This window comes from Flavobacterium sp. I3-2 (genome assembly GCF_013389595.1).
Lineage (GTDB): Bacteria > Bacteroidota > Bacteroidia > Flavobacteriales > Flavobacteriaceae > Flavobacterium.
On record NZ_CP058306.1, the window covers coordinates 3,100,797 to 3,125,543 of the forward strand.

The window sequence follows — 24,747 nt, forward strand, 5'->3', positions numbered from 1 at the left end:
TAATTATTATTTAGATATTAAAATTGTTGCGGTTTTATTTAAAACCTCTAATGCGTTGAAAAAATCATTGACCTGACTTACTGTCAATGCATTTAATTTTTTTGAAAAGTGTAATTCCATGCTGTCTTCAATTAATTGCGTCAGCTCTTCTCCTTTTTGAGTTAATTCTAAAAAAACCAAACGTTTATCTATTGTAGATTTTACACGAGAAAGCAAATTTAAATCGACTAATTTATCAACAGTCTGAGAAAAAGGTCCCTTTTCTAAACCAATTGCACGCGCAATGGTTACCATAGGCAAATGATCCGAATTTCTAACGGTCATTAAAATGCGTTCTTGAGTTAAATTTAAATGATTGATAACTTCCGGAAACGTATAATCTTTGTATAAAACATGTTTTAAAAGATCGACACAGTTTAATTCTATTGCAATTTTTTTAGACATAATATAGTTATAAATATAACGATTACAAAATTACATCTAAAATTATAAATACAAAATATTTTGTCCTTTGAAAATAATTTAATTTTACATTATAAATAAAGTACTAAAGATGAGTTTTGAATCTGATCATATAAAAAATGTCGAAAGCTTTGAAGCTTTAACAAAAACTAATTTTATTGGCAAAAAAAATGCTATCTGCTGGAAGTGAGATTTAGAAATTATAAATTAATTTAATTAAATCAATTAGTCATCAATTTCTATCACTTTTCACAAAACACTGTTAACTAACATATTGTAACTAATGACTAATTTAGAATTTAGATTAACAGTTAAAACAATAGAAGGCATTTCATAACAAATTCTATATTTAAAAATCTACAATTAGATTTAACGATATTTCAAAAAAAAAATATTTACAAAAAAAATTATCAACTTCTTGTAGATACTGAAAAAACTTGTATATTTGCACCCGTTATAATGAAACAACAAACATTATTACAGACCTAAGGAGAAATGGCAGAGTGGTCGAATGCGGCAGTCTTGAAAACTGTTGACTGTAACAGGTCCGGGGGTTCGAATCCCTCTTTCTCCGCTAAACCGATTAGTTTATTCTAATCGGTTTTTTATTTTAAAAAATTTGATATAACAAAACCAATTAAAAATCTAATTAACTTTCTTTTTAATTTGATGAATTTAATACTCCTAAAAAACTGATGTAATTTTGAATGATTAAATTGCAAACTTCTTAAATTCTTTATCTAAGCAATTTTTTGTGCATATATTTAAAAATAAGCGTTTATTGTAATTTTTTATGAATATCAGTTTGCCTTTTGAAATGTTATATAAAAGCATGATCTGCAATTCGTACCATCGATGTTGAAAAAACGCGCAATCTTAATATTTTTTTTAGTTAATTTTTACGTATTTTTAGTAGAAAAAAATTAATTATAAAAAAACATTTTATGACATTTGAAAAACAAATACGTGCTGTCTACAATGAAGAGACTATAACAGTTTATCAAGCCTACAGAAAAGAAATAGCCATTTCAGCTGTAGCTCATCAAAAATTTGTTTTTCCTTTTAAAATGGAACGAATGACTTGGATAAAACCTTCCTTTTTATGGATGATGTATCGTTCTGGATGGGCAACCAAAGAAGGTCAAGAACATATTTTAGCTATCAAAATAAAACGAGAAGGATTTGAATGGGCTTTAAAAAACAGTTGCTTATCACATTTCGAAAGTTCGCTTTTTTCATCACAAGAAGAATGGAAGATAAAACTACAAAACTCACCTGTACGCCTACAATGGGATCCTGAAAAAGATATTCATTTGCAAAACCTACACTACCGCAGTATACAAATTGGACTTAATGGTACTGCTGTTTGTCATTATGTAAATGATTGGATTATCTCAATTAATGATATTACACCTTTTTGTAAAAAAATACATTCTTTGTTGTTAGATAATAAAATAGAGGAAGCAAAGATCTTGCTTACTGTTGAAAATATTTATCCGTTGTCACATGAACTTAGAAAAACTATTACTGATTTTTAGTAGCTTAATTATACTGGAATTTTTGTTTGCATAACCAGCACATTAATATTTTTTTGTAAATTAGTTGTAATGACCAACTTACACTTTTATGAAATTTAAAATTTACCTTGTATGTGTGTTTCTTTTGTTTCTACATTCAGATTTATTTGCACAATCTGAAAAAAAGAACATAAACGGAATTGATCTTATATTCAAAACTTCAAAACTTGAATGTGCTGCAGAAAATTGTACGGAAGTTACATTATTTCGAAACCATCTGAAAATAATATCACATGTTTTATATTTTGAAGATGGTGATTGCATGAGCGCCACAGTTGAAATCGGTATCTATAAGATTATCAATAATACCATCATTTTTTATTCATTTTGGGCAAATTATGACCGTTTACCTTCCTATATTTTACCTTTTGGTTTCAGAAAACAAGTTTATGAAGTAGAATCAAATGGTAAAATAAAATCCATTGAATCTCAAATATATCTTGAAACTTCAATTACAAAAAACGAGAAAAATAAGATTTATTATGACACAAATGATTACTTACATAAAGGAATTCAATTTTTAAAAAACACACCTTCAAATTCATATGAAAGGAATGCCTTAATTGATTACAAAAAAAATATAGAACGTGAATATCATGCAAAATTTGTGGTAGATGAACAAAGAACAAAACTTGAAAAAGAGGTTCGAAAAGTGATGAAAAAAGAAATTGAGTTAGCAACTCAAGATTGGATTGAAAATGAATTTTTTGGAACAATAAAAAAATAATATAAAATGAAAATATTTAGATTATTGCTTATTTTCTTTTCAATAAATTCTTTTTCACAATCTGAATTTGTCGGTCAGTACATTATTCACGATGGAGGAAGAGATATTCCAAATACTTATTTATACATTTTACCAAATGATACTTATTATTTGTTAAGCTTGGATTATATAACGACTGGTAAATGGAAACAAATTGACAAAAAAAACATAAAATTGTTTGGAAACAAAAAAAACGAAATTCCAATTTTGGTCTATGGAAGTTACAAAAGAAATTTATCCGAAATTAAAATAGATGTCAGCAATTTACCTAATGCTCATGGTTTTATTGACTTTACTTCGGATATAAATTCTGAAAACAAACTCGTCTCAATTTTTAACGAATCTCCAAATTGCACTGATTCTGATTTTATAATTTCAAAGAAAATCAATGATGTGAAATGGCTGCGTATTGCGGTTCCTGAAAATCCTGAATTTGCTAGCGAAATAACAACATATCCGTATCATGTTATAAACTATACATTTGAAATTGACAAAAATTATAATTATTACACGATTGGTTTTGACAAAAACGCATTGCTAGAAAATATAGACTTGATCATAAGCAAAAGAAAAAACTCCTATTTACTTAATAATAATGATGAATTAGAAAAAAATAATTTAACAGAAAGTGATATTGAAAAATTCTTAGTAAACATAAAATTATATCTAGAAGAAAAAAATGCAATAGTAAAAGGAACAAAAATCGCACCTATAAAAAATGAAAAAATGGTGATTAGCGAACCTTCGAAATCAGCACCCTATTTTATAGCCGATTGTGAAAAAACAAAAATTAATTACGATTTACCGATTGTGAATCGCGAAAATGGTTTTTATGAAGTGACTAATTACAAAAAAAATCAAACGACACTTTTTAATTACAAATTAGCTGAAAATCCAAGCATTCCGATTGCAGATATTGAGAAAGTTGAAAAAAAATTATCTGAATATTTTTCTACTTTTGAAATTGAAATCACCTTAAATGAAACGGGACGAATTAAATTCGAAAAATTAACTCAAAACAATTTAGAGCAACCACTAGCAATTGTTATTGATAAAAAAATAGTCTTGGCTCCAATAATAACTTCGGTAATTTCGACAGGAATAATTTCTATTTACGGACAATTCACAGAATCAGAAATAGACAATTTTATAGTTGCTCTTCAAAAGATAAATAATTGATTAACTTTAAAAATAAATTAAAATTTAATTCTTACTTAGCAAAATGAAAAAAATATACTTATTGATTTCAGCTGTTATACTAATAAGTCAAACTAGCTGTGCACAAAAATCCATCAAAGGAAACGGAAATGTGGTTCAAGATTCAAGACAAACAGAATCTTATGATAAAATTACTTTAATTGGTTCGGCAAAAGTTGAGTTGATTAAAGGAACTGAAGGTAAATTAACAGTTTCTGCTGAGTCAAATATTCTTCCGTATGTAGAAACGGTTGTAAAAGGCAATGAATTGATTGTTAAATTCAAAGATAATTTTAGTTATTCATCAAAAAAAGGTGTAAAAATAACAGTTCCGATTCAAGAAATTTCAGATTTAAAACTGAAAGGTTCTGGAGATATAATCGGTACCAATTTACTAAATCTTGATGATTTAAATTTGCACGTAAACGGTTCTGGCGACATTTCTTTGAACGTTAATTGTCAAAGCGTTAAAGCCGAAGTGAATGGTTCTGGCGATATTCTTTTGAAAGGAAAAGCAAACGAATTGAAAGGAATGGTAAATGGTAGCGGTGATTTAAAATCAAAAGAACTGACAGTTTTGAAAAGTGAATTAAAGGTGAATGGTTCTGGAGATATTGATTCAACAACAACAAACGAAGTTGATGCTTATGTTTTTGGTTCTGGTGATATTCGTATATATGGAAATCCTACAAATGTTACTCAAAAAGTTCAAGGTAGTGGGGATATTTCTATTAGTAAAAAATAACAAATGAAAACAAATCTCTTAATTTCTTTTTTATTTTTTGCGTTTTTTGTTAATCCTGTTACTTCTCAAAATTTAAAAAAAAATGAACTTGAAATGACAAATTATAGGGTTCATATTTTTCCGGATGCTTTTTTAGTTGGTTCTTTCAGCGATTATTTAGGTCGTTTTTATTATATCGAAAAAGAAACTCAAATTGACCGTTATTCCTCAAAAGAAAAATCTTTAGCAAAATATATTTCTTTTTTTATTACTAATAATTACAAAGTAAAAAATGAATTGGTTTTTAAAGATGATAATAATATTGAGTTGTATGTTCCTAATCTTGCTAAAAGATTACATACCAATTTTTATAATGGTGATGGACAAATTATCTATGAAAAATTTGTGACAGACGAAGAAAAATTATCATTTTTACTGGGCGTTTATTATCGTTATGGAGAGCAATTAACGGACGAAATTTATCAAATTAAATTGGTTAATTCACCTAAACAAAAAGTGATTTATGAGCTTCTGAAAGATTTAGGTTGTGAGAAAATAGTATTCGATTCAACACAGGATAAATTACCACAAACCTTTACATTTTATTTTGTAGCAACTCCTAAAATGATAAAATACTTTGATCATTTAAAACAAGAAAAAGCTCAATTAACTTTTGAAACGATGAGTTTTATTGATGATACTAACAAAGATTTTGAAAACACAAGTAAGAAAAATCAGAAAGTTAAAAAAGAATTAATTAAAAATTTAGAAGCTCTTTTTAATTAAACATCGACTCTAAATTTATTTACAATCACTTTAGATCAACAATTTGATACTTAAAACAAAAAGCCGTAATTGAATTCAATTACGGCTTTTGTTTTTTAGTTTTCGTATTTAAAAATTAATTCAACGTAAAATGATATATAATTGAACCAATCTGTTTTTCAGGTGCTTTTTCAGAAGCCTCCCATTTGGTGTTCATCGCAGCTATTTTAGCTTGATCTAATAAGCATTTTGCATTATTTGTTGTTCCACGAACACCAGGTGTTGCGCTTAATGTTTTACCATTTTTATCGACTGTAACTTCAACAACTACTTTACCAGATTCGTTACAATTATAAACAGGAAGAGGTTTTGAAATTGCTTTTCTTCCACCTAAAGAATATCCTGAACCAGAGCCTGAACCTGAACCAAATCCTGAACCATATCCTGAACCTGAACCACTTCCGGAACCGCTACCTGAGCCACTTCCGGAACCGTTACCAGAGCCTGAACCACTTCCTGAGCCGTAGTAATTCTTTGAATTTGACGACCCATTCGCTTTTCCTTTATTTCCTGCTTTTGAATCATCTCCATCTCCACTATTATTTCCACCTAAAAGATTGGCTAAAGCATTATTAGTTTCTTTAGAAATAGTTTCTTTTTTTGACTCTTGCTTTATTTGATTTTTAGGCTTATCAATATTTACCTTGGTTTCTTTAGGTTTTTTTGTTGTTTCTTTTTTTTCGATTGTATAATCAGAATTCGCAACTGATTGTTGGGTTAAAATTGTTTCTTCTACAAAATCATCTTCTACAGAATTTGCTTGTTTTTCAAGAGAAACTTGAGCCAATTCGCTTTGATAATTATCTCCGGAGCCAAAATCACTATCTCCAATATTCACAGTTACACCTCCACCTCCGCCTCCACCTTCTAAAAAGGAATCCGTTTCGGTAGTAATTGTAAATCGAATATAAAATAAAATCGTAAGCGTTATTGAAAAAATGCAAAAAGTAATAAATGCAGATTTTTTTTCTTCTTCTGTAAAATTAAATGTTTTCATAACAACGGTTGGTTTCTTTTTCTACACGAAAATACGAAATAAATTATTACAAATTACACCAATTGTTTTAAAGCAATTTCAAAAGCTGTAGCGCAAATATTTGTTTTATCTGTATGAATATTATGAATATTTTCAATTGCTTTTCTAATTCTAGCTGAAGTATCTTCAAAAATTTCTGAATCGATAATAGAAACTTCACTTTCCATTAAATATGCAAAAACACGAGCCATACCACAGTTAGAAATAAAATCTGGTATTAAAGTAACATTCTGATCTACATATTCCATAATTGGTCCAAAGAAAATCTCTTTATCAGCAAAAGGAACATTTGCACCACAAGTAATAACCTCTAAACCAGATTTAATCATCTGCTCAACTTGAGATTGTTGTACCAAACGTGAAGCTGCACATGGAGCAAAAACTTCTGCGCCAATAGACCAAATTTTCTCATTGATTTCTGCAAAAGGAATCATGTTTTCAGCCACTAAAGTATTTCCGTTTTTGTTTAAGAATAACTCTTTAACTTCTTCGAAAGTGTAACCTTCTGCATTTAAAATACCACCATCACGATCGATAATTCCAACGATTTTAGCTCCCATTTGTGCAAAATAGTAAGCTGCAGCAGCACCAACATTTCCAAATCCCTGAATGATTACTTTTTTACCTTTTACATCACCTCCAAAAACTGAATAAAAATGATATACAGAATAAGCAACTCCAAAACCAGTAATTAAATCACCTACAGCAATTTTTTTATCAGCACTTGGTGTATAATCAGGATGTGTTACTTCTTTAGAAACTCCTTGACGCAATTGGTTGATGCGATTCATTTTTTGATCTTCAGTCGCATTGAAATGTCCATTAAAAACACCTTCTTGCGGGTGAAGTAATCCTAATGGACTTGTCATAGGAATTACCTCGTTCATTTGGTCAACATTTAAATCTCCACCTGTTCCGTAATAGTTTTTTAACAATGGATAAACAGCTTTATACCAACGTTTTAAAACACCTTCTTTACGAGGATCATTTGGATCAAAATTAATTCCAGATTTAGCACCACCAATCGCAGGTCCTGCAACTGTAAATTTAACTTCCATTGTTTTAGCTAAAGAAAGAACTTCGTTCATATCCAAACCTTTACGCATACGAGTTCCACCTCCAGCAGCACCGCCACGTAAAGAGTTAATTACTGCCCATCCTTCTGCTTCCGTTTCAGAATCATTCCAATGAAAAACAACCTCAGGTGCTTTGTCTTCGAATTTCTTTAATAAATCTTTCATTATAATTTAAAGTTTGTTTTATTGTTTTTTAATTCCACAAATATAAATGAATCTATCATAATTTCTAAAAATATGTAGATGATTATCGAATATAACTTAAAAAATAACACCTGACGAATGGTCGTGTTTCGCACCTGTAACACTAGCCAAAACATTATTGCTGTTATTTAATCTTAAAACTCCAAGAAAAGCAAAAATCAAAGCTTCTTTGTAATTAATTATTTCAGAATTTGGGATTTCAACAAGCATATTCGGATTGTGTTTTTTAATCCGATCAATCAAAAAAACATTGAATGCTCCGCCACCAGTAATCAATAATTTTCCTTTTTTATTTTTTAATTGATTTGAAATCTGATACGCAATATGTTCAACATAAGTTGCTAAAACATCTGCAATCGGTAAGTTAAATTTATCAATTGTAGGAATAGCTTCAGTAAAAACAAATTCGATTCCTAAAGATTTCGGAAAAGTTTTTGAATAAAAATCATTAGCGTTTAAACTATCAAATAGATTTTGATTGATTGTACCAGAAGCTGCAATTTTTCCTTGGTCGTCATATTCCAAATCTAATTGATTTACATAGTAATTCAAAACCGTGTTAACCGGACAAATATCAAATGCAATGCGAATATCATTTTGTTCAAATGAAATGTTAGAAAATCCGCCAAGATTTAAACAAAAATCAAAATCCGAAAAAAGTAAACGGTCACCAATCGGAACCAACGGAGCACCTTGCCCACCCAATTTCACATCTTGAACTCTAAAATCACATATAAAAGGAATTGAAAAACCTGATTTAATTTCTGGAAGATTTCCAATTTGTAAGGTATAACCTTCTTTTGGATTATGTAAAATGGTATGTCCGTGGGATGCAATCGCATCCAGATTTTCAATCTGATTATCAGATATAAACTTATGGATTTGAGCGTTTAAATAAGACGTATATTCTTTATTTAATTCAACCAATTCATCAACTGATAAATGAGCTGCGAATTTAAGTCGAGAAAACCATTCATCCGAATACGAAAAGGTCGCATTTTCATGGATTTGAAACTGCCATTTTTCGTTAATCAATTGAAAATCTACAACTGCAAAGTCGATTCCATCTAATGAAGTTCCCGACATAATCCCTAAAATTTTAATTTTTTCGAATTTCATGCTTAAAAGTACTCATATATTTTGAAGATTTCCTAATTAAATTTTATATTTGAAGATTATAAAATATATTAATTAACCGAAACATATAATGGATTTTAAATTAACAGAAGAACAATTAATGATTCAACAAGCAGCAAGAGATTTTGCTCAAGCTGAATTATTACCGGGAGTCATAGAAAGAGACGAACATTCAAAGTTTCCTACTGATGCTGTGAAAACAATGGGAGAATTAGGATTCTTAGGAATGATGGTTGACCCAAAATACGGTGGTTCTGGATTAGATAGCGTATCATACGTACTTGCAATGGAAGAAATTGCAAAAGTTGATGCTTCTGCAGCAGTAGTTATGTCAGTAAACAACTCTTTAGTTTGTGCTGGTATGGAAAAATACTGCAACGAAGAGCAAAAAATGAAATATTTAGTGCCATTAGCTAAAGGTGAAGTAATCGGAGCTTTCTGTTTATCTGAACCAGAAGCAGGTTCTGATGCAACTTCTCAAAAAACAACTGCGGTTGATATGGGAGATTATTACTTATTAAACGGTACTAAAAACTGGATTACAAATGGAGCAACTGCTTCTACTTATTTAGTAATTGCACATACACATCCAGAAAAAGGTCATAAAGGAATCAATGCTTTCATCGTTGAAAAAGGATGGGAAGGTTTTGAAATTGGACCAAAAGAGAAAAAAATGGGAATTAGAGGTTCGGATACACATTCATTAATGTTTACAGATGTTAAAGTTCCTAAAGAAAATAGAATTGGTGAAGACGGATTTGGTTTTGCATTTGCAATGAATGTATTAAACGGAGGTCGTATCGGAATTGCTTCTCAAGCTTTAGGTATTGCTCAAGGTGCTTACGAATTATCTTTAAAATATGCTAAAGAACGTAAAGCATTCAAAACAGAAATTATCAATCACCAAGCAATTGCATTTAAGTTAGCTGATATGGCAACTCAAATTTCTGCTGCTCGTATGTTATGTTTCAAAGCTGCAGCTGAAAAAGATAACGGAGAAGATATTTCAATCTCTGGGGCAATGGCAAAATTATTTGCTTCTAAAACGGCAATGGACACGACAATCGAAGCTGTTCAGATTCACGGAGGTAACGGATATGTTGCTGAATATCATGTGGAACGTATGATGCGTGATGCAAAAATCACTCAGATTTACGAAGGAACTTCAGAAATCCAAAAAATTGTTATTTCAAGAGGAATTGCTAAATAATTTCTTTTAAAATATAATAATAAAGTTCGGTTTTTAATTAAATCGGACTTTTTTTATATCTTTAATAAAATTTTATAAAAAAAATGAAATGAAAAAAGTATTTTATTTAATAATTTGTTGTTTTACAACTTCCTTGTTTTATTCCCAAAATTTTAAAAAAAATGAAGATATGAATAAAAAGATTGAGTATCCGAAAGCATATGTTGATTATGATGATTTTAAAAATCTCGTAACAGAAGTCGAATCTCATCGAAATAATCGTTTGATAAGTCTTGATGAATTTTTAACAAAAAGTAAAGACCGTAACGTTGTTATTTTAGATACGCGTTCTAATTTTAGATATGAAAGAAAGCATTTAAAAGGAGCTATTCATTTGGATTTTACAGATTTTACACAAAAAAACTTACAAAAATTAATACCAGACCCAAATACCTTAATTTTGATTTATTGTAATAATAATTTCGAAGGAGACCAAATTGAATTTGCAACAAAAATGTATAATCCTAAAAACAAACTTGAAACTCAAATATTAAATAACAGAAAACCAATTATGCTAGCTCTAAATATACCTACTTATTTAAATCTATACGGATATGGTTATAAAAACATCTATGAATTAGATGAATTAGTTAATATAAATGATGATAGAATAGAATTTGAGGGTTCTGAAGTAAAAAAAATATCAAGCTTTTTTGAATAGAAATACATTTGTTTTTTTTTATAACTTTCCTAGCTGAAAAAAATTGGAAATGATAAACGACAAATCGATAAAACTAAAACTAACACTAGGTTACATTATTCTAGGTGCAACTGCCCTATTTTCGATTTGCTATTTACTTTCAGAAATTAAAAAAATCAATTCTCCACGTGAAGAACTTTTACGTGAAAACGATGTTATTTTTGCTGTCGGAAACACCATAAATTCAATTTACACAACCGAATCATTAGGACGAATTGCTTTAATAACTACATCAAATAAAGACATAAAAAGATATATAAATCAATCAGATAGCGTAAAAATTCAATTAAACAATTTCAAAAAACTAATTGAAGATGAAAGTATTATTCAAAAAATAAATACAATTGAAATTTTAATATCTGACAAAGAAAAAAACTTCAATGAAATTATTAAACTGAAAAAAAAATATCTGAACGCAAATAATTTCAATCAGGCATTTGAGAAGTTTAGGAACGAAAAAAAGAAATTTGATTCGTATGCAGATGTAAATATTGAAACGGTTCCGACTGAAAAAAAATCTTTAATTCAGCGTATATTCAATTCAACCGATGAAGAAGAAGAAAAAAAGAAACTTGAAAAAGTAGTTGAAAATCGAATTAAAATTGAAGAACAACATCAAATCAAAAGAGATAGTTTAGCGCAACAAGCCGAACAAATTTTTAACGAAGCCATTCAAAAAGAAAACAAATTACAAAATCAATACACGCAAAAAGAAGAACGTTTGGTTTTAGAAAATAAATATTTGAATGATGAAATTAAGCTTTTATTAGCTCAAGTCGAACAAAATGTAATTGCAAATTCTAGTGAAAAAATTAGGATTTCGAAACAAAAAATAGACGAAACTACTACCGATGTAATTTATGTTGGTGCTGCTGCTTTACTTTTAGTTTTAATTTTAGGATTAATCGTTGTACGTGATTTAAATAAAAGTCATCGATACAAAAAAGAGCTAGAAAATTTAAATGCTGATTTAGAAAAATTAATGCGTCAGAAATCGATGTTTTTTGCAACTGTAACTCACGATATCGTTTCGCCATTGAACACTTTAATCGGATTTACAGAACTTTTAGAACCTACTTTAGAAACTAAAACTCAAAAAAACTACATCAAAAACATTAAACATTCTACTAATTATATTCGAAATTTATCCAATGATTTGGTTGATTTCTCTAAACTTGAATACAATAAAATTACGTTAAAAAGAGAAAATTTTAATTTTCTTGAATTGATGGAAAGTACTTTTGAGCCATTGACAGATTCGGCTAATCAAAAAAATATCGATTTAATTTATGAAGTTGACCAAAATTTAAATGATTTCTTTTATTCTGACCCGTATCGCATCAAACAAATTTTAACCAATATTGCAACCAATGCAATTAAATTCACCAATCAAGGTGAAGTTACGGTTGATGCCAAAATCGAAAATCAAGAAATAAAAATAACAATTTCTGACACCGGAATTGGAATTGAAGAAAAATACCAATCGGATATTTTTAAAGAATTCAAACAAGCGCATGGAGATATTGAAAAAGTTTATGGCGGAACTGGTTTAGGCTTAAATATTTCGAAAGGATTGGTTGAACTGCTTGGAGGTAGAATTGAATTTAGTAGTGAATTTGGTAAAGGAACTACGTTTACAATTTATCTTCCAAAAATTAGAAAAAACATTGAAAACACCGAAAAAGTAATTCCTTATTTTAATAACGATAGAAAATTAAGCAATAAAAAGGTTCTAATTATTGATGATGATTTGATGCAATTGCAATTGTTATCTGAAATTTTAAAAGATAAAGTAGCCTTAATTTCAACTTTAAATAATGGTGAATTACTTGATGCTGTTTTGACAAAACAGAACTTTGATTTGATTATTTCTGACATTCAAATGCCTAATTTCAGCGGGTATCAAATCATTGAAAAAATAAGAAATAACGAGCAATACAAGAACATTCCGGTAATTGCATTTACAGGAAAAATTGATTTAGACGAAAAAGAATTTCAAAAATTAGGATTCCAAACGGTAATTCACAAACCCATTGAAATAGCTAAATTATTATTTGAAATTCATCGTGTTTTGGAAATCAATTTTGAACAGAATTCTAATAAAATCGAAACAAAGAAAAATTACGATTTTGACGATTTTAGTTTAACACAAATTCTATCATTTTGTGAAGACGATTCTGAAGCAGCAAAAAATATTCTCAAAATTTTTATTGATGAAACAAAATTAAATGTAAATCTATTAGAAAATGCAGCAACAATTTTTGATTTAAAAACCGTTGAAAATGTAGCACATAAAATGCTTCCGATGTTTAAACAACTTCAAGTAATTTCGGTTGTAGGCAAGCTTTTTAAGTTAGAAAGAGAAGCCGAAAAGTTTGATAAAGAAACTTTAATTAATTATGTATCCCTTTTAAAATCTGAAATTGAACACATTATAAATAAAATTCAAAAAGTTGAATTCTAACTAAAAATCTAGCTTTAGCTTATTTATCTTCAATTAAATATAAACTAAGTATGTTTTAAAATTTAATTGTAAATTAGAATTTGAGATTTGATTCTAGGTTAAATAAATTAATTTTTTATCAGAATGAAAAATCAAAACATTCTTAAAATAATAAAATATTTTACTTGGATTGCACCTTTTTTGATGATATTAAGTTTTATAATTCATCTTAGTTTAACAGCAAATCAAGGCATTTACGCTACAAATTATTTTTTTGTAGCTGTTTTGATTTTGATTTCAATTTTAAATTGTTTTGCGTTATTAATTGTAGCTGTTTACGATGCTAAAAAAACATCAAAAGATAAAATGTTCAGTAAAATTAGTTTGCTATTTGGAACTCCAATTGTATTTATCATACTATTTTTATTCGGTGCATTTTTTTCGATGCAATTCAACCTTGAAGAAACTAAATATTTGCAAAATGAATGTTTTACAAAGCGAAAAAACTTTTTTATAGCAGAAAATAATTACAATTATTCAACCGAAAATTGTTCAACTGCAAAACAAGATTCTATAATTATTGTTGAGGTTTATCGTTGGGGAACCATTCGGAAATGCGGAATTGTTTTAAACGATATTTACCAAGAAATAGACACATCCAAAATTACATTTCTTACCTTAAAACAAAAAAAAGAAATACTTAGTTACTAAAGAAAACACTTAAAAAAATGATAAAACACACTATTTTCTTGATTCCAATTTTATTTTTAATTGCATGTCAAGATAAAAAAATTGAAGAAAAAACGACTCAGAAAGTTCAAATTGAAAAACAAATTGACACGGTTTATATCACAAAAAACTTGGATAGTATAGCAAATTCAGAATATTATATTTATGAAAGATTACCTGAATGGCTAATTGAATCAGAGGTTTTAGATAATTTAAAAATCGGTAAAAATTATAAAGTTGAAAATAGATTAAATCCGTTATATCTTGAGGAAGATTTTAATGGCGATGGAAATTTAGACGTTGCGCTTCCTATTTATGAAATTAATACAGGTAAGAAAGGTTTTGCGATTATTCACGGTAAAACTTTAGATGTTCATATTCTTGGTGCTGGTAAAAATTTTGAAAATGCGTTAAGTGACGACCAAGATTATATTGATATTTGGAGAATTAACAGAAATAAAATTAACGAACCTGGAGTTGAAGAAGAAACTGGAAATGGTAAAAATGGTGAACTGATTTTAAATAATCCTTCTGTTGAAATTGCAAAATCTGAATTAGGTGGAGGTTTGATTTATTGGAACGGTTCTGCATACGTTTACTTTCATCAAACGTGCTAATAATAAAACATCGAGCTATGAAAACAAATCGATGTTTATTTTTTACCATTTTACTTTATATGGATATTCTTCATAAATCGCATTATCTTCATTAATCGTAAAACCTTTAGAAGCGAATTCTTTAGCTTTTTCAATTAAATTAGAAGTTTCGAAATCATCATTATTAATTTTATTTAAAGCCAAAGCTTTATAGTAAATTACATCTGAAAATTTTGGATATTGATTTAATGCTTCATCAAAAATAGTTACTGCTTCTTGATATTTTCCAAGTTCATATTTGGTTACTCCTAAATAAAATAAATCCAAATGATGCGCTTCGTTAAACATCTTTTTTTGATTAAATATTGTTTTTTCAAAATAAGATTCTGCTTTGAAAAAATCCTTTAATTGAAGGTATGATAATCCTATATAAAAAGAATAAGAGTGGTCCATTTCATAACTATCTCCTTTTTCTTTGATACATTGTTCAAAATCAACAATCGCATCGTTATAATCTTTTACAAAGATACATTTAATAAAAGCTCGATAAGATAAATATCTATTTGAATCCAAACGAACTGCTTTGTCTAAAAAATCCATTCCGGTCTTATATTGTTTGAGCTTAAAGTAAGGCATTGCTTTTTGTTGCCACAAATAAGCTATTGTAGCATCCTTTTTTATTCCTTCATCTAAACATTTTTGATAATCGTTAAGATTTGTATAATAATTTATTTTGTCTGCGCAATCATAAACGTGTTCTTGAATGATTTGGTCTTTTTTCGATTTTTGTTCATGTTGAGCATTACAAGTAAACAAAGTACAAAAAAATAAAAAATAAATAACTTTTATCATTTGGTAGTGGTTTGATTTATAACCAAATATACTAAAATTTAAAGAACTTATTTCTATAAAAAAATCGAGCTGTAATTACAGCTCGATGTTGTATAATTTAATTTTGTTATAAAGGGTTTTTCTATCAATTCCGAGAATTTGTGCAGCTTTAGTTTTGTTGAATTTTGCTTTTTCTAAAGCGGTTATAATCGTTTGTTCTTCGTTTTTTTGAGAAAACAACTTCAAATCTTCTTCATCAGATTTAAAGACCAAATCTTCACTAACTTTATTTTGACTAAAAATTTCAATAGGTAAAACTTCTTTTTCGATAAATGGTGAAGTAGTCAAAAGAACCGCACGTTTGATTACATTTCTCATCTCACGTAAATTTCCTGGCCAATCATAATTCAAAAAGATACTTTTGACTTCGTCAGAAAAATCAATAATTTCTTTTTCTAAATCTGTATTTGATTGCTTTAAAAAGAAATCAGCAAAAAGTAAAACATCATTTTCTCTTTCTGATAGCTTTGGTGCTTGTATAGAAAACTCGTTTAAACGATGATATAAATCTTCACGAAAATTACCTTCGCGAACAGCGCGTTGTAAATCTTCATTAGTTGCAGCAATTACACGAATATCTACTTCTATTTCTTTACTACTTCCAATGGGTTTTATTTTACGTTCTTGCAAAGCACGTAATAATTGAACTTGAACCTCATAAGATAAATTTCCGACTTCATCTAAAAATAAAGTTCCGCCATTAGCAGCTTCAAAATGTCCGATTTTATCATTTATCGCACCTGTAAAAGAACCTTTTAAATGTCCGAAAAATTCACTTGCGGCAAGTTCTTTTGGAATGGCACCACAATCAACTGCAATATAAGGTTTTGAAGCTCTTTTACTTTGCTGATGTATTGAAAATGCGATATTTTCTTTTCCTGTACCACTATCTCCAATAACTAAAACTGAAATATTAGTCGGAGCAACTACATCGATATATTTATGTAATTCTAAAGAAACTTCGCTTTTTCCTTTAACTACAGATAAATCGTTTAACTGTTTGTTTCGCGATGTTTTTGAAACTTTGGTTTGCTCCGATTTATCTTCGGCAATATTTAATTTATTAATTAATGCTTGATTGATTGTATGTAAAATTTCGTCCGAATTTATCGGTTTTGAAACATAATCAAAAGCACCTAATTTCATTGCGTTTACAGCTGTTTTAATATCGGCATAACCCGTCATTAAAATAACTTGAATTTCTGGATTTATATCTTTTACAAATTGAAGAATTTTAACGCCGTCGCTGTCTGGCAAACGCACATCGGTTAAAACTAAATCAAAATTTTGTTTCTTAATTAATTGTTCTGCTTCCAAAAACGAAAATACTCCTGATGTTTCAAAACCTTTTTTATTCAAAAAAGTTTTAATCATCGAACAAAAAGAGACATCATCATCAATGACAAGAATTTTGTAAATCATTTAAATTTTTATTTAGGACAAAATTTAACTTAAGGACATAAAATTACCATAAAAAAACTGCTTTGGAAATTTTTAAGTAAACTTTATGTTTTAGAATGGATAACCGATGGCAATATTCAGAATTAAATTATCTCTACGCCATTGTTTATCTCCAAATGCAATATCTTTAAAATTCCAACGGTCACCGCGCGGATAGTAAGGAACGCGAACTGGAAATGCCAAATCGGTTCTGAAAATTAGAATTGAAAAATCAAAACGTAAACCAGCTCCAACTCCAACCGCTAATTCTCTATAAAAATCACTCGAAAATTGACCGCCTGGTTTTGAAGGTTCTTTGTTTAAATTCCAAACATTTCCTGCATCGACAAAAACAGCACCATTAACAAAACCGAATAAATGATTGCGATATTCGATATTGAATTCCATTTTTATATCTCCAGATTGGTCTTGTAAAAACGTCCCCGATTCTGTTCTTGGGTCAAAACTTCCAGGTCCTAAAGTTCTGGCTCTGAAAGCGCGTATACTATTTGAACCACCGATAAAAAATTGTCTCGAAAACGGCATAAACTCCGAATTTCCGTAAGCATAACCAATTCCTCCAACGACACGAGTTGCTAATTGAGATTTCTCTCCTAATTTTAAATAATATCTAAAATCGTGTTCGGTTTTTACAAATTGGCTGTACGGAACTCCCAAAATTTCTTTTTGATTGTTTTTTCTAACATTCGCACCTGATAAAATTCCGATAATATTACCTGATAAATCAATACTTCCTTTGTAATATACGGTATTTTTTTGAGGAATCATGGTGTTTGTATAGGTATAAGCATAATGCGGACCAAATATCAATTGCTTTTCAACCACGCGTTGTAACGAAACGTTATTTTCCATTTGCTGACGGTATTTGTCAGTTATGGATTCTGGAGTTACATAAGTAATATCAACAATATTAAGTTCGTGTTCTTTTCTTATATTTTCTTTCCAAACATAACCAAATGCTCCAGAAAAATTATGCAAAGTATAAAGCTGTGTTCGGTTTTGATATTCGTAACCCAATGAAACTTTTGTTCGTGGGACGAAAGCACTCGATGAATTAAAATTAAATGGCGCTATAATTCTCGGAAATAACAAATTGAATTTAGAACCAATTCTGTAAATATTATTGGCATCTTTAACTCCGCCAATCTGGTATTCAAATCCACCATAAATAGAAGCTGTAAACAATTCGGCTCCTTTAAAAAAATTGCGGTTGCTCCAATTTAAATTCAACTCACTTCCTGCATAACCAGCAGAATTTGTTTTCGCTAAAAACTCAAAACGTAACGATTTAAACTCGTTTGGAGTTAAGTAATAATACGCGTCGAATTTATGATTTAACGAATCTGAAATCACAAATTCATTTTTTACAAATTTAAAAGTTCCGAGGTTGATTAATCGACTTAATGATAAATTTTGGTCCTTTAAATTATATAAATCACCTTTTTGAAAATATAAAGCATGGTCAAAAATCTCTGGTTTAAAAAGCTTTTTTCTATCAATAATGGTAATTCCTTTATCGTTTTGTAAACTATCAATTCGATTTAAATTAATTGTTCTATTTCTTCTTCTTGTCGTACTTTGATTAATTTTGTAATCTGCAAATACAATAACACGGTCAATTGTAAAAGATTCTGTGGCTAATTCAGCCGTATTATTTTTAACTTTTACGATTAAATCGACTTTATGATTTCCAACCGTAGAATCGACTTGAACCAAAATATCATCCGGATTAAAATAGTAAAATCCTTTTTCTTTTAAATCACTATCTATTCGAACACGCTCCTCTTTGATAACGTCTAAACTAAACGGTGCACCAACTTTCAATAGCGATTGGTCAGCCGTTTTTTCGATTGCTTTTGTAACTTCAGAATCGTTATTTTTAAAAACAACTTTACCGATTTTGTACTGCGTTTTTGGCTGAACATTGTAAATAACTTCAGCTTTTTTATTTAAAGAATCAATTTGATAATTGGAAGTAACATTGAAATATCCTTGATTTTCAGAATAATTATCAATAATACTTCGCATAAAATCTACATCAACATTTTTAAGTAAAACTGGTTTCTCTCCTACTTTATATTTTAACCAATATTTAAAACCTTTGTCTTTTTTAGGTTCTGGTGTAATATTATAGATTAATAACTTAGGACGTAATCCAAAAATAGATTTATTAGGCTTTGGAACCATTTGACTCTCTAAATTACTTTTTAATTTAGTTATTTGTGTTTTTGATAACGAGTCTCCAATAATATTAATTTCAGAACCTGTAAACAAAGCTTCGCCTTCTTTTAAATACCGAGTATTACTACAAGAAGCTAATAAAACGGCAGTTGCGATAAAAATATATTTACTTACTTTCATTGTTTGCCTTTTTAGTTGAGTTTGATTGATTTTTCTTTTCGTTGTTTTTGTTTTTTAAAATTTCTTTAAACTTATTGTAATCTAAAGTAATTACAAAACCAAGTCCTGTTTCAACAACTTCTCCTTGAAGCGCAACTTGATATTCGTTTACTCGATACGCTCTTAATGTATAACGTCCGTTTTTAGAAAGTTTATATTCAATAGTAACATCGCCTGCAATATTATTTGTTTGTTCGTTTTCTCTATTTTCACCTTCTAATCCAAAATTACTACCAACGGTAACTTTAAGTCGGTCGTGAAATAAACTTTTAGAAACTCCAATGTTTAAATCAGTTCGAACATTTTTATCACCGGTTGAGTAATCATCTTGAGATTCTAAATCAAAATTAATATCAACTCCCGAAATCAAACTCGAAGCCAAACTATTTAATTGTTGTGAAAGTAATTTACTCACACTTTGACGTGCCATACTTGAAGCCGAAATGTTTACATTGGTATCAAACGGATTTTCGCCAATAAAACGATTCAAAATTAATAAAGCCAAAACTTGTTTATTAAGTTCAGATTCTTCGTTTCGTAATTGTTCTAATTTAGATTTAACAGTTGATAAAACTTCTGACGAAACATTTGAATTATCTTCATCTAACTCAATATTAAAAGAAATTTCGGGCTTCATTAATTCACCTTTAATAATCAAAAGCGTTTCGAACGGAAGTTTTTGTTTATAAAGATTTATATCTTGAGTTGCATCTGAAGTTAGTTGTTGCTGAACCAAATCTAAAGGTGCGGTTTTTAACTTATAAATTGCTGTAAGATTTACATCTGCTTTCGTTGGTTCGCCATTCCAAACGATGGTACTTCCTTTTTGAATATCAAATTTTCGTTTGATAAAATTGACAGACATGTCATACGTTCCTTGATTCACTTCGTATGTTCCGACTAAAGTTGTTTTCCCAGACGGGTCAATTCCACCTGTTAACTGTGCTTCACCTTGAATTTTAACAACATCATTATTTATCTTATCTAAAACAATTGCAATTTTAGCATCTTTATCAACTTCAATATTTACAGAAACATCTAAACCTGTAATTTCAGAATTTGTAATTTCTTCGTCTTTTACAATGGTTTCTTCTAATACCAATTGGTCTTGGTCGATAAATTCAATAATACCTTCGCGCTCTTGTAATGCTGGACTATATTGAGGCATCACAAAAGTAAAATCTGTTTGGTTTGTAACTTTTAAATTTCCGTTCACTCTCGGCAAGTTCATGTTTCCTTTAATCGTTAAGTTAACATCCAAAGCTGCAACTCCATACAACATATCATCTCCAGAGTTAGCAGAATTGACTAATTTAAATCCTTGTCCAAAAAGAGTTAAATCAAATTTAAAATCGCGATATGTTTTTGTGAGAACATTTCCGTTCAAAGTCAAAACATTATCATCTGTGTCGCTAATGCTGAAATTATTAAACGAAATTCCATCGTTTGTAAATGTAATTTTATCGTCAATTTTTTTGAAAGTTGCATTTAAACTATTGATATGCAAGCTGGTATCATTAAATTTAATATCGCCTAAAATTGAAGGCTTTTCGGTGTTTCCGGTTATATTTAATTGACCCGAAATAAATCCTTTTGCATCAGAAATCATTTGTTGAGAGAAAGCTTGTAAACTTCGCATTTGAAGTTGGTTCACATCTACTTCTAAGTCAAATTTTTCTTCGCTTATATCATAAAATCCAAGAGCTTGCACATCGTTATCGTAACCACTTAAAGCAATATTAGCACTTAAACGACTGTCAGATTCGTTATCAACATTAACTTTTAAATTTCCGACATTACTTCCTAAAACGTTTAATTTTTGAACATTTAAATCAGAAGTAAAAGTCATTTTATTTTTTAAATCATTGATTTGCGCTTTTCCGTTTATGATTCCGCTAGCCAAAAGTGTATCTTTCTTAATCATTTCGGTAACCGTTTCGATAGTAAAATCTTTGATATCGATGTTTAACGGCGCGTTTGGAATATCTTCTTCTGAATCAATGTGAATTAAACTTCCGTCGTGAGAAATTTCAAAATCATGAGCTAAAATTCCTTTGTCTGAAATTTGAAAATAATTAGCCGGATTCACGTTCCAATCAACATAATTAAGTTTCAATCCATTATCATTTAGAGCAACCTGTATGACATCATTTAACGAACTTACATTTCCACTAATTTCATATTGAATAACATTTTCTAAATCACGAACTCGTAAATCATAACCAATTTTATTGTCCTTAATTTGTCCAGTTAAACTGGTGTTTTGTAAATGAAAATTATTATTTTCTAATCCAGAAATAGAAAAATTATAATCTAAAAAGTCGTCTTGATTTTCGATATTCACATCGATTCCAGAAATAACATTTTCGCCATATATCAATTCAGATATTTTACTTTGAATCGATATTTTATTTTGTTCTGAATTAAAGCTTCCTGTTAATTCAATATCTTTAAAACGTTCTAAATCAGGTAAAAATTTAGATAAAATATCGTCATTTTTAACTAAAATTGTAGCATCAAAATAAGCAGGAGTCAATTCTTGTTTTAGAACTTCTTCGGGAAGATTTAAATTAAAATACGAATTGACATTTCGTTGTAAATGCGTGGCAAGTTCAGTCAGTTTATATTTTCCGGTAAGGTCGATATTGAAAACTTGCGATTGAAATTGAATTTGATTTTTTTCATCATTCGAAATCGCATCCAAAGTAACATTTGTTAAAGGATAAAGCCCTGTTTTATATGCTAAAGCAAAATCGTGTAAGCTTAAATTCCCGTTTAATTCGTTAGGATTTAGATTCGAAAAATCAGCAGAAATTTTACCAGCTAATGCAAAAGTTTCATCAAAGAAACCTGTTCTGTATAAATCGATTTTAGTTACATCACCTTTTAAATTTAAACTTGGAGCTTTTTCTGAATAATGTCCAATTGCGCTAATATCAAAAATAATGTTTTCATCATTCATTGTTGTTGAAACATCAAAAGCACCTTGTTCAATTTTTCCGTTTAATTTAAAATCTTTGTACGTATATGAATTAAATTTAGCCGAAGAAACATGTGCAGCAATAACTGCATCGGCTTTTTCTAAATCAAAACTTTTACCAGATAATTTCATCGTTGCAGAAATTTTACCTAGTAAATCGTTTTTAATTAATTTCCCGACATTAAAATCAGAAACTTTAGCATCTAAAACATAAGTTTCGGCATTCTTTTTCTGTTGATTTAAAACAGCTTTTAAGTCAATATTTCCGAAAGTAGAATGTAATTTTAAATCTGCCAGAAAGTTATTTAAACTTCCTTTTGCATTTCCTTTTAAATCTAGCTGATTTGGTAATTGAATCGTATTTGGAATTGTTCCTTTTGGCACTAATTTATTTAAATCTGAAGCTGAAATAACAAATTCATTCAAACGCAAATCAACCCATAAATTCGAAAGTTCCATCGCATTTTTAATATTACCGCTTGCGTTAACTTTTACATTTCCTAAACCAGAAACCAAGAGTTTTTGAATCTGTAAATCGTTTACTTTTCCGTTTAATTTAGAATCAACATTTAAAATTGCGTTCGCGTATTCGTTGAACGGCGGTGTGTTTTTTAACGTAGGAACTAAAAGCAAAATATCAGAAAAAGCAATTTTAGCATTTGGAAGATTTGCATAAATTTTTACATTTTCGATGTTTTGAGTTAAATCATCTTGAGAATTGTATTCTAAAACAACTTCATCTCGAATAATCGATTTCGGTGTTTTTAAAATCATTTCTTTTAAATAAGCAGTTTTCTCAGCATATTTAAATTCTGTAGAAAATTCGTTGACTTGAAAACCGCTTTTTTCATGTAAAAAAACTTTATCAATTTTGCCATAAATCGCTGAATTATTAAAAACAAAATCACTTAATTCAAAATCTATTTTACTGAATTTCAAATGATTAAAATCAACACCTTGATTTGTTTCTTTAACTGAATTTTCGTTATAATTTACAGCTACATTATTCAATTTTAATTGATTTAACATAAAACTCAAATCACTTGAATCAGTCTTTTTAACCTCATTTACAACAGTTGTTTTTGGTTGGCTAAACATTGAAAAATCAATAGTTGCATTAGATAAATTTACTTTATCAACTTCAAATGCGTTTTTAATTAAATCAATTTTTTTGATATTGGTATTTAAATCTTCAAAAATAACATGTGCATTCATTTTAGAATTTTCGTCTAAATATGAAACATCGAAATTTTTAAGTTGAATATTACCTAATTGAATTTTTAATGGTTTTGAGTCTGAAACAGAATCAGCTTGAACTTCGCTAGTAGCTACAATTTTATCAACTACTTTTTGGTCCAATTTAAATTTAAATCCGTCAATTAAAATTGAATTAATTGCATAATTATTTTCAATTAAATCAAATGTTTCGACTTTTGTTTGAAAATGATTTAATCGAATTTTAAAGAAATTTTTAGAAATATCGTCATTGAAATTTACATCAATGTTTTTTAAATCAATTTTATTTAATGAAATGATAAATGGTTTTGAATCTTTATCTTCATCATTTTCTGTTGCAAAAGCATCTAAAATAAAATCAAAATTAAATTTTCCCTCTGCATCACGATTAATAGTTGCATTTACACCATCTAAATTAATGCTCGAAATGTTTGCTTGCGATTTTATTAAATCAGGTAAATAAATTCCAACATTTAATTGATTGACAAACAAAAGTGTGTCAACATCTTTACCTTTTAGATAGAAATTTTGAAGAACAATATCGTTGGGAAAATCAACATAAATTTTTTCTAGAGAAACTTCGGTATCAAGTTTACCTTCTAAATAATTGATTGCTTTGTCTTTAACAAAATTCTGAACTGCAGGAATTTGTAAACTGAGAATTAATCCGACGATTAACATCAGAAATATAAAAAAACATTTTAATATTGTTTTTATGATTTTTTTGAGTCTTTCTTGCAAAACATTTCAGCTTATAGAACAAATATAAGGAAAGTAATTGATGAATTTTTTAAAAGTGTTAAATAAGAAATAAAAAAGCTTGGCAGAAAATCTAACAAGCTTTTATAATGATATTAACTTAATAATTAAATTAAAGTTGTCTCGCCACCAATACAAACAACAAATATTTTATCAAATGCAAAAATCATTTTAAAAAAAACTTGGTGTAGAGATTTTTATTATTTCACTAAGTGTTTTCTTTGGTAGTACAAAAGTAAAAATTCAAATTAAAAAATCACAACTAAATTGGTGAATGCCCCTTTTTTTTGAGTGAATGA

The 24,747-nt window shown here is 28.7% G+C and carries 18 protein-coding genes and 1 tRNA gene; 11 read left to right on the forward strand and 8 right to left on the reverse strand.

Translation table 11 applies throughout. The features are described from left to right. Positions 1 to 6: 6 nt before the first annotated feature. The gene (locus HW119_RS14705; protein ID WP_177765672.1) at positions 7 to 444 is read right to left on the reverse strand and encodes a MarR family winged helix-turn-helix transcriptional regulator; all 438 of its coding nucleotides are present in this window, start codon (positions 442 to 444) and stop codon (positions 7 to 9) included. Between the two features lie 507 nt (positions 445 to 951). Between HW119_RS14705 and HW119_RS14710 the strand changes: the two genes are divergently transcribed. From HW119_RS14710 to HW119_RS14735, 6 genes are all read left to right on the forward strand, one after another. Beyond that, a tRNA-Ser gene (locus HW119_RS14710) sits at positions 952 to 1,036 on the forward strand. Between the two features lie 370 nt (positions 1,037 to 1,406). Further along, complete coding sequence (locus tag HW119_RS14715; protein WP_177765674.1) at positions 1,407 to 2,000, forward strand: DUF4291 domain-containing protein; 594 nt, start codon at positions 1,407 to 1,409, stop codon at positions 1,998 to 2,000. An 88-nt stretch (positions 2,001 to 2,088) separates the two neighbouring features. After that, positions 2,089 to 2,766: a hypothetical protein gene (locus tag HW119_RS14720; RefSeq protein WP_177765676.1), complete on the forward strand. Its 678-nt coding sequence runs from the start codon at positions 2,089 to 2,091 to the stop codon at positions 2,764 to 2,766. A 6-nt stretch (positions 2,767 to 2,772) separates the two neighbouring features. After that, positions 2,773 to 3,984, forward strand: coding sequence for a SecDF P1 head subdomain-containing protein (locus HW119_RS14725; RefSeq protein ID WP_177765678.1), 1,212 nt, complete (start codon positions 2,773 to 2,775; stop codon positions 3,982 to 3,984). Between the two features lie 43 nt (positions 3,985 to 4,027). Further along, entirely contained in the window at positions 4,028 to 4,747 is a 720-nt protein-coding gene (locus HW119_RS14730) for a head GIN domain-containing protein (RefSeq protein WP_177765680.1), read from the forward strand. A gap of 3 nt (positions 4,748 to 4,750) precedes the next feature. After that, positions 4,751 to 5,512 (forward strand): hypothetical protein, encoded by a 762-nt coding sequence (locus HW119_RS14735; RefSeq protein WP_177765682.1) that lies wholly within the window; start codon positions 4,751 to 4,753, stop codon positions 5,510 to 5,512. Between the two features lie 115 nt (positions 5,513 to 5,627). Here the strand turns inward: HW119_RS14735 and HW119_RS14740 are convergent, their stop codons facing one another. The 3 genes from HW119_RS14740 to HW119_RS14750 form a co-directional block, all read right to left on the reverse strand. Further along, positions 5,628 to 6,548 (reverse strand): energy transducer TonB, encoded by a 921-nt coding sequence (locus tag HW119_RS14740; RefSeq protein ID WP_177765684.1) that lies wholly within the window; start codon positions 6,546 to 6,548, stop codon positions 5,628 to 5,630. 53 nt (positions 6,549 to 6,601) lie between these two features. Further along, a complete protein-coding gene (locus HW119_RS14745) occupies positions 6,602 to 7,828 on the reverse strand; it encodes a Glu/Leu/Phe/Val dehydrogenase dimerization domain-containing protein (RefSeq protein WP_177765686.1) in 1,227 nt (408 codons plus the stop codon). 96 nt (positions 7,829 to 7,924) lie between these two features. Further along, entirely contained in the window at positions 7,925 to 8,986 is a 1,062-nt protein-coding gene (locus tag HW119_RS14750) for an anhydro-N-acetylmuramic acid kinase (RefSeq protein WP_177765689.1), read from the reverse strand. An 88-nt stretch (positions 8,987 to 9,074) separates the two neighbouring features. Here HW119_RS14750 and HW119_RS14755 point away from each other — a divergent pair, with 88 nt between their 5' ends. From HW119_RS14755 to HW119_RS14775, 5 genes are all read left to right on the forward strand, one after another. Then, complete coding sequence (locus HW119_RS14755) at positions 9,075 to 10,214, forward strand: acyl-CoA dehydrogenase family protein (RefSeq protein WP_177765692.1); 1,140 nt, start codon at positions 9,075 to 9,077, stop codon at positions 10,212 to 10,214. A 169-nt stretch (positions 10,215 to 10,383) separates the two neighbouring features. Next, positions 10,384 to 10,914 carry a rhodanese-like domain-containing protein gene (locus tag HW119_RS14760; protein ID WP_255497931.1) on the forward strand — a complete coding sequence of 177 codons (531 nt, stop codon included), beginning with the start codon at positions 10,384 to 10,386 and terminating at the stop codon, positions 10,912 to 10,914. Positions 10,915 to 10,963: 49 nt separating this feature from the next. Next, positions 10,964 to 13,417 (forward strand): hybrid sensor histidine kinase/response regulator, encoded by a 2,454-nt coding sequence (locus HW119_RS14765; RefSeq protein ID WP_177765696.1) that lies wholly within the window; start codon positions 10,964 to 10,966, stop codon positions 13,415 to 13,417. A 123-nt stretch (positions 13,418 to 13,540) separates the two neighbouring features. Continuing rightward, the gene (locus HW119_RS14770) at positions 13,541 to 14,107 is read left to right on the forward strand and encodes a hypothetical protein (RefSeq protein ID WP_177765698.1); all 567 of its coding nucleotides are present in this window, start codon (positions 13,541 to 13,543) and stop codon (positions 14,105 to 14,107) included. Positions 14,108 to 14,124: 17 nt separating this feature from the next. Then, entirely contained in the window at positions 14,125 to 14,742 is a 618-nt protein-coding gene (locus tag HW119_RS14775; protein ID WP_177765700.1) for a hypothetical protein, read from the forward strand. A 42-nt stretch (positions 14,743 to 14,784) separates the two neighbouring features. Here the strand turns inward: HW119_RS14775 and HW119_RS14780 are convergent, their stop codons facing one another. From HW119_RS14780 to HW119_RS14795, 4 genes are all read right to left on the reverse strand, one after another. Continuing rightward, positions 14,785 to 15,573 (reverse strand): tetratricopeptide repeat protein, encoded by a 789-nt coding sequence (locus HW119_RS14780; RefSeq protein ID WP_177765702.1) that lies wholly within the window; start codon positions 15,571 to 15,573, stop codon positions 14,785 to 14,787. Positions 15,574 to 15,648: 75 nt separating this feature from the next. Further along, positions 15,649 to 17,034 (reverse strand): sigma-54-dependent transcriptional regulator, encoded by a 1,386-nt coding sequence (locus HW119_RS14785; RefSeq protein ID WP_177765704.1) that lies wholly within the window; start codon positions 17,032 to 17,034, stop codon positions 15,649 to 15,651. A 90-nt stretch (positions 17,035 to 17,124) separates the two neighbouring features. Next, positions 17,125 to 19,434, reverse strand: a complete 2,310-nt coding sequence (locus HW119_RS14790) for a BamA/TamA family outer membrane protein (RefSeq protein WP_177765705.1) — start codon at positions 19,432 to 19,434, stop codon at positions 17,125 to 17,127. Next, positions 19,421 to 24,370, reverse strand: a complete 4,950-nt coding sequence (locus HW119_RS14795; protein WP_255497932.1) for a translocation/assembly module TamB — start codon at positions 24,368 to 24,370, stop codon at positions 19,421 to 19,423. Before HW119_RS14795 ends, HW119_RS14790 begins: the two co-directional genes overlap by 14 nt. Positions 24,371 to 24,747 lie beyond the last annotated feature (377 nt).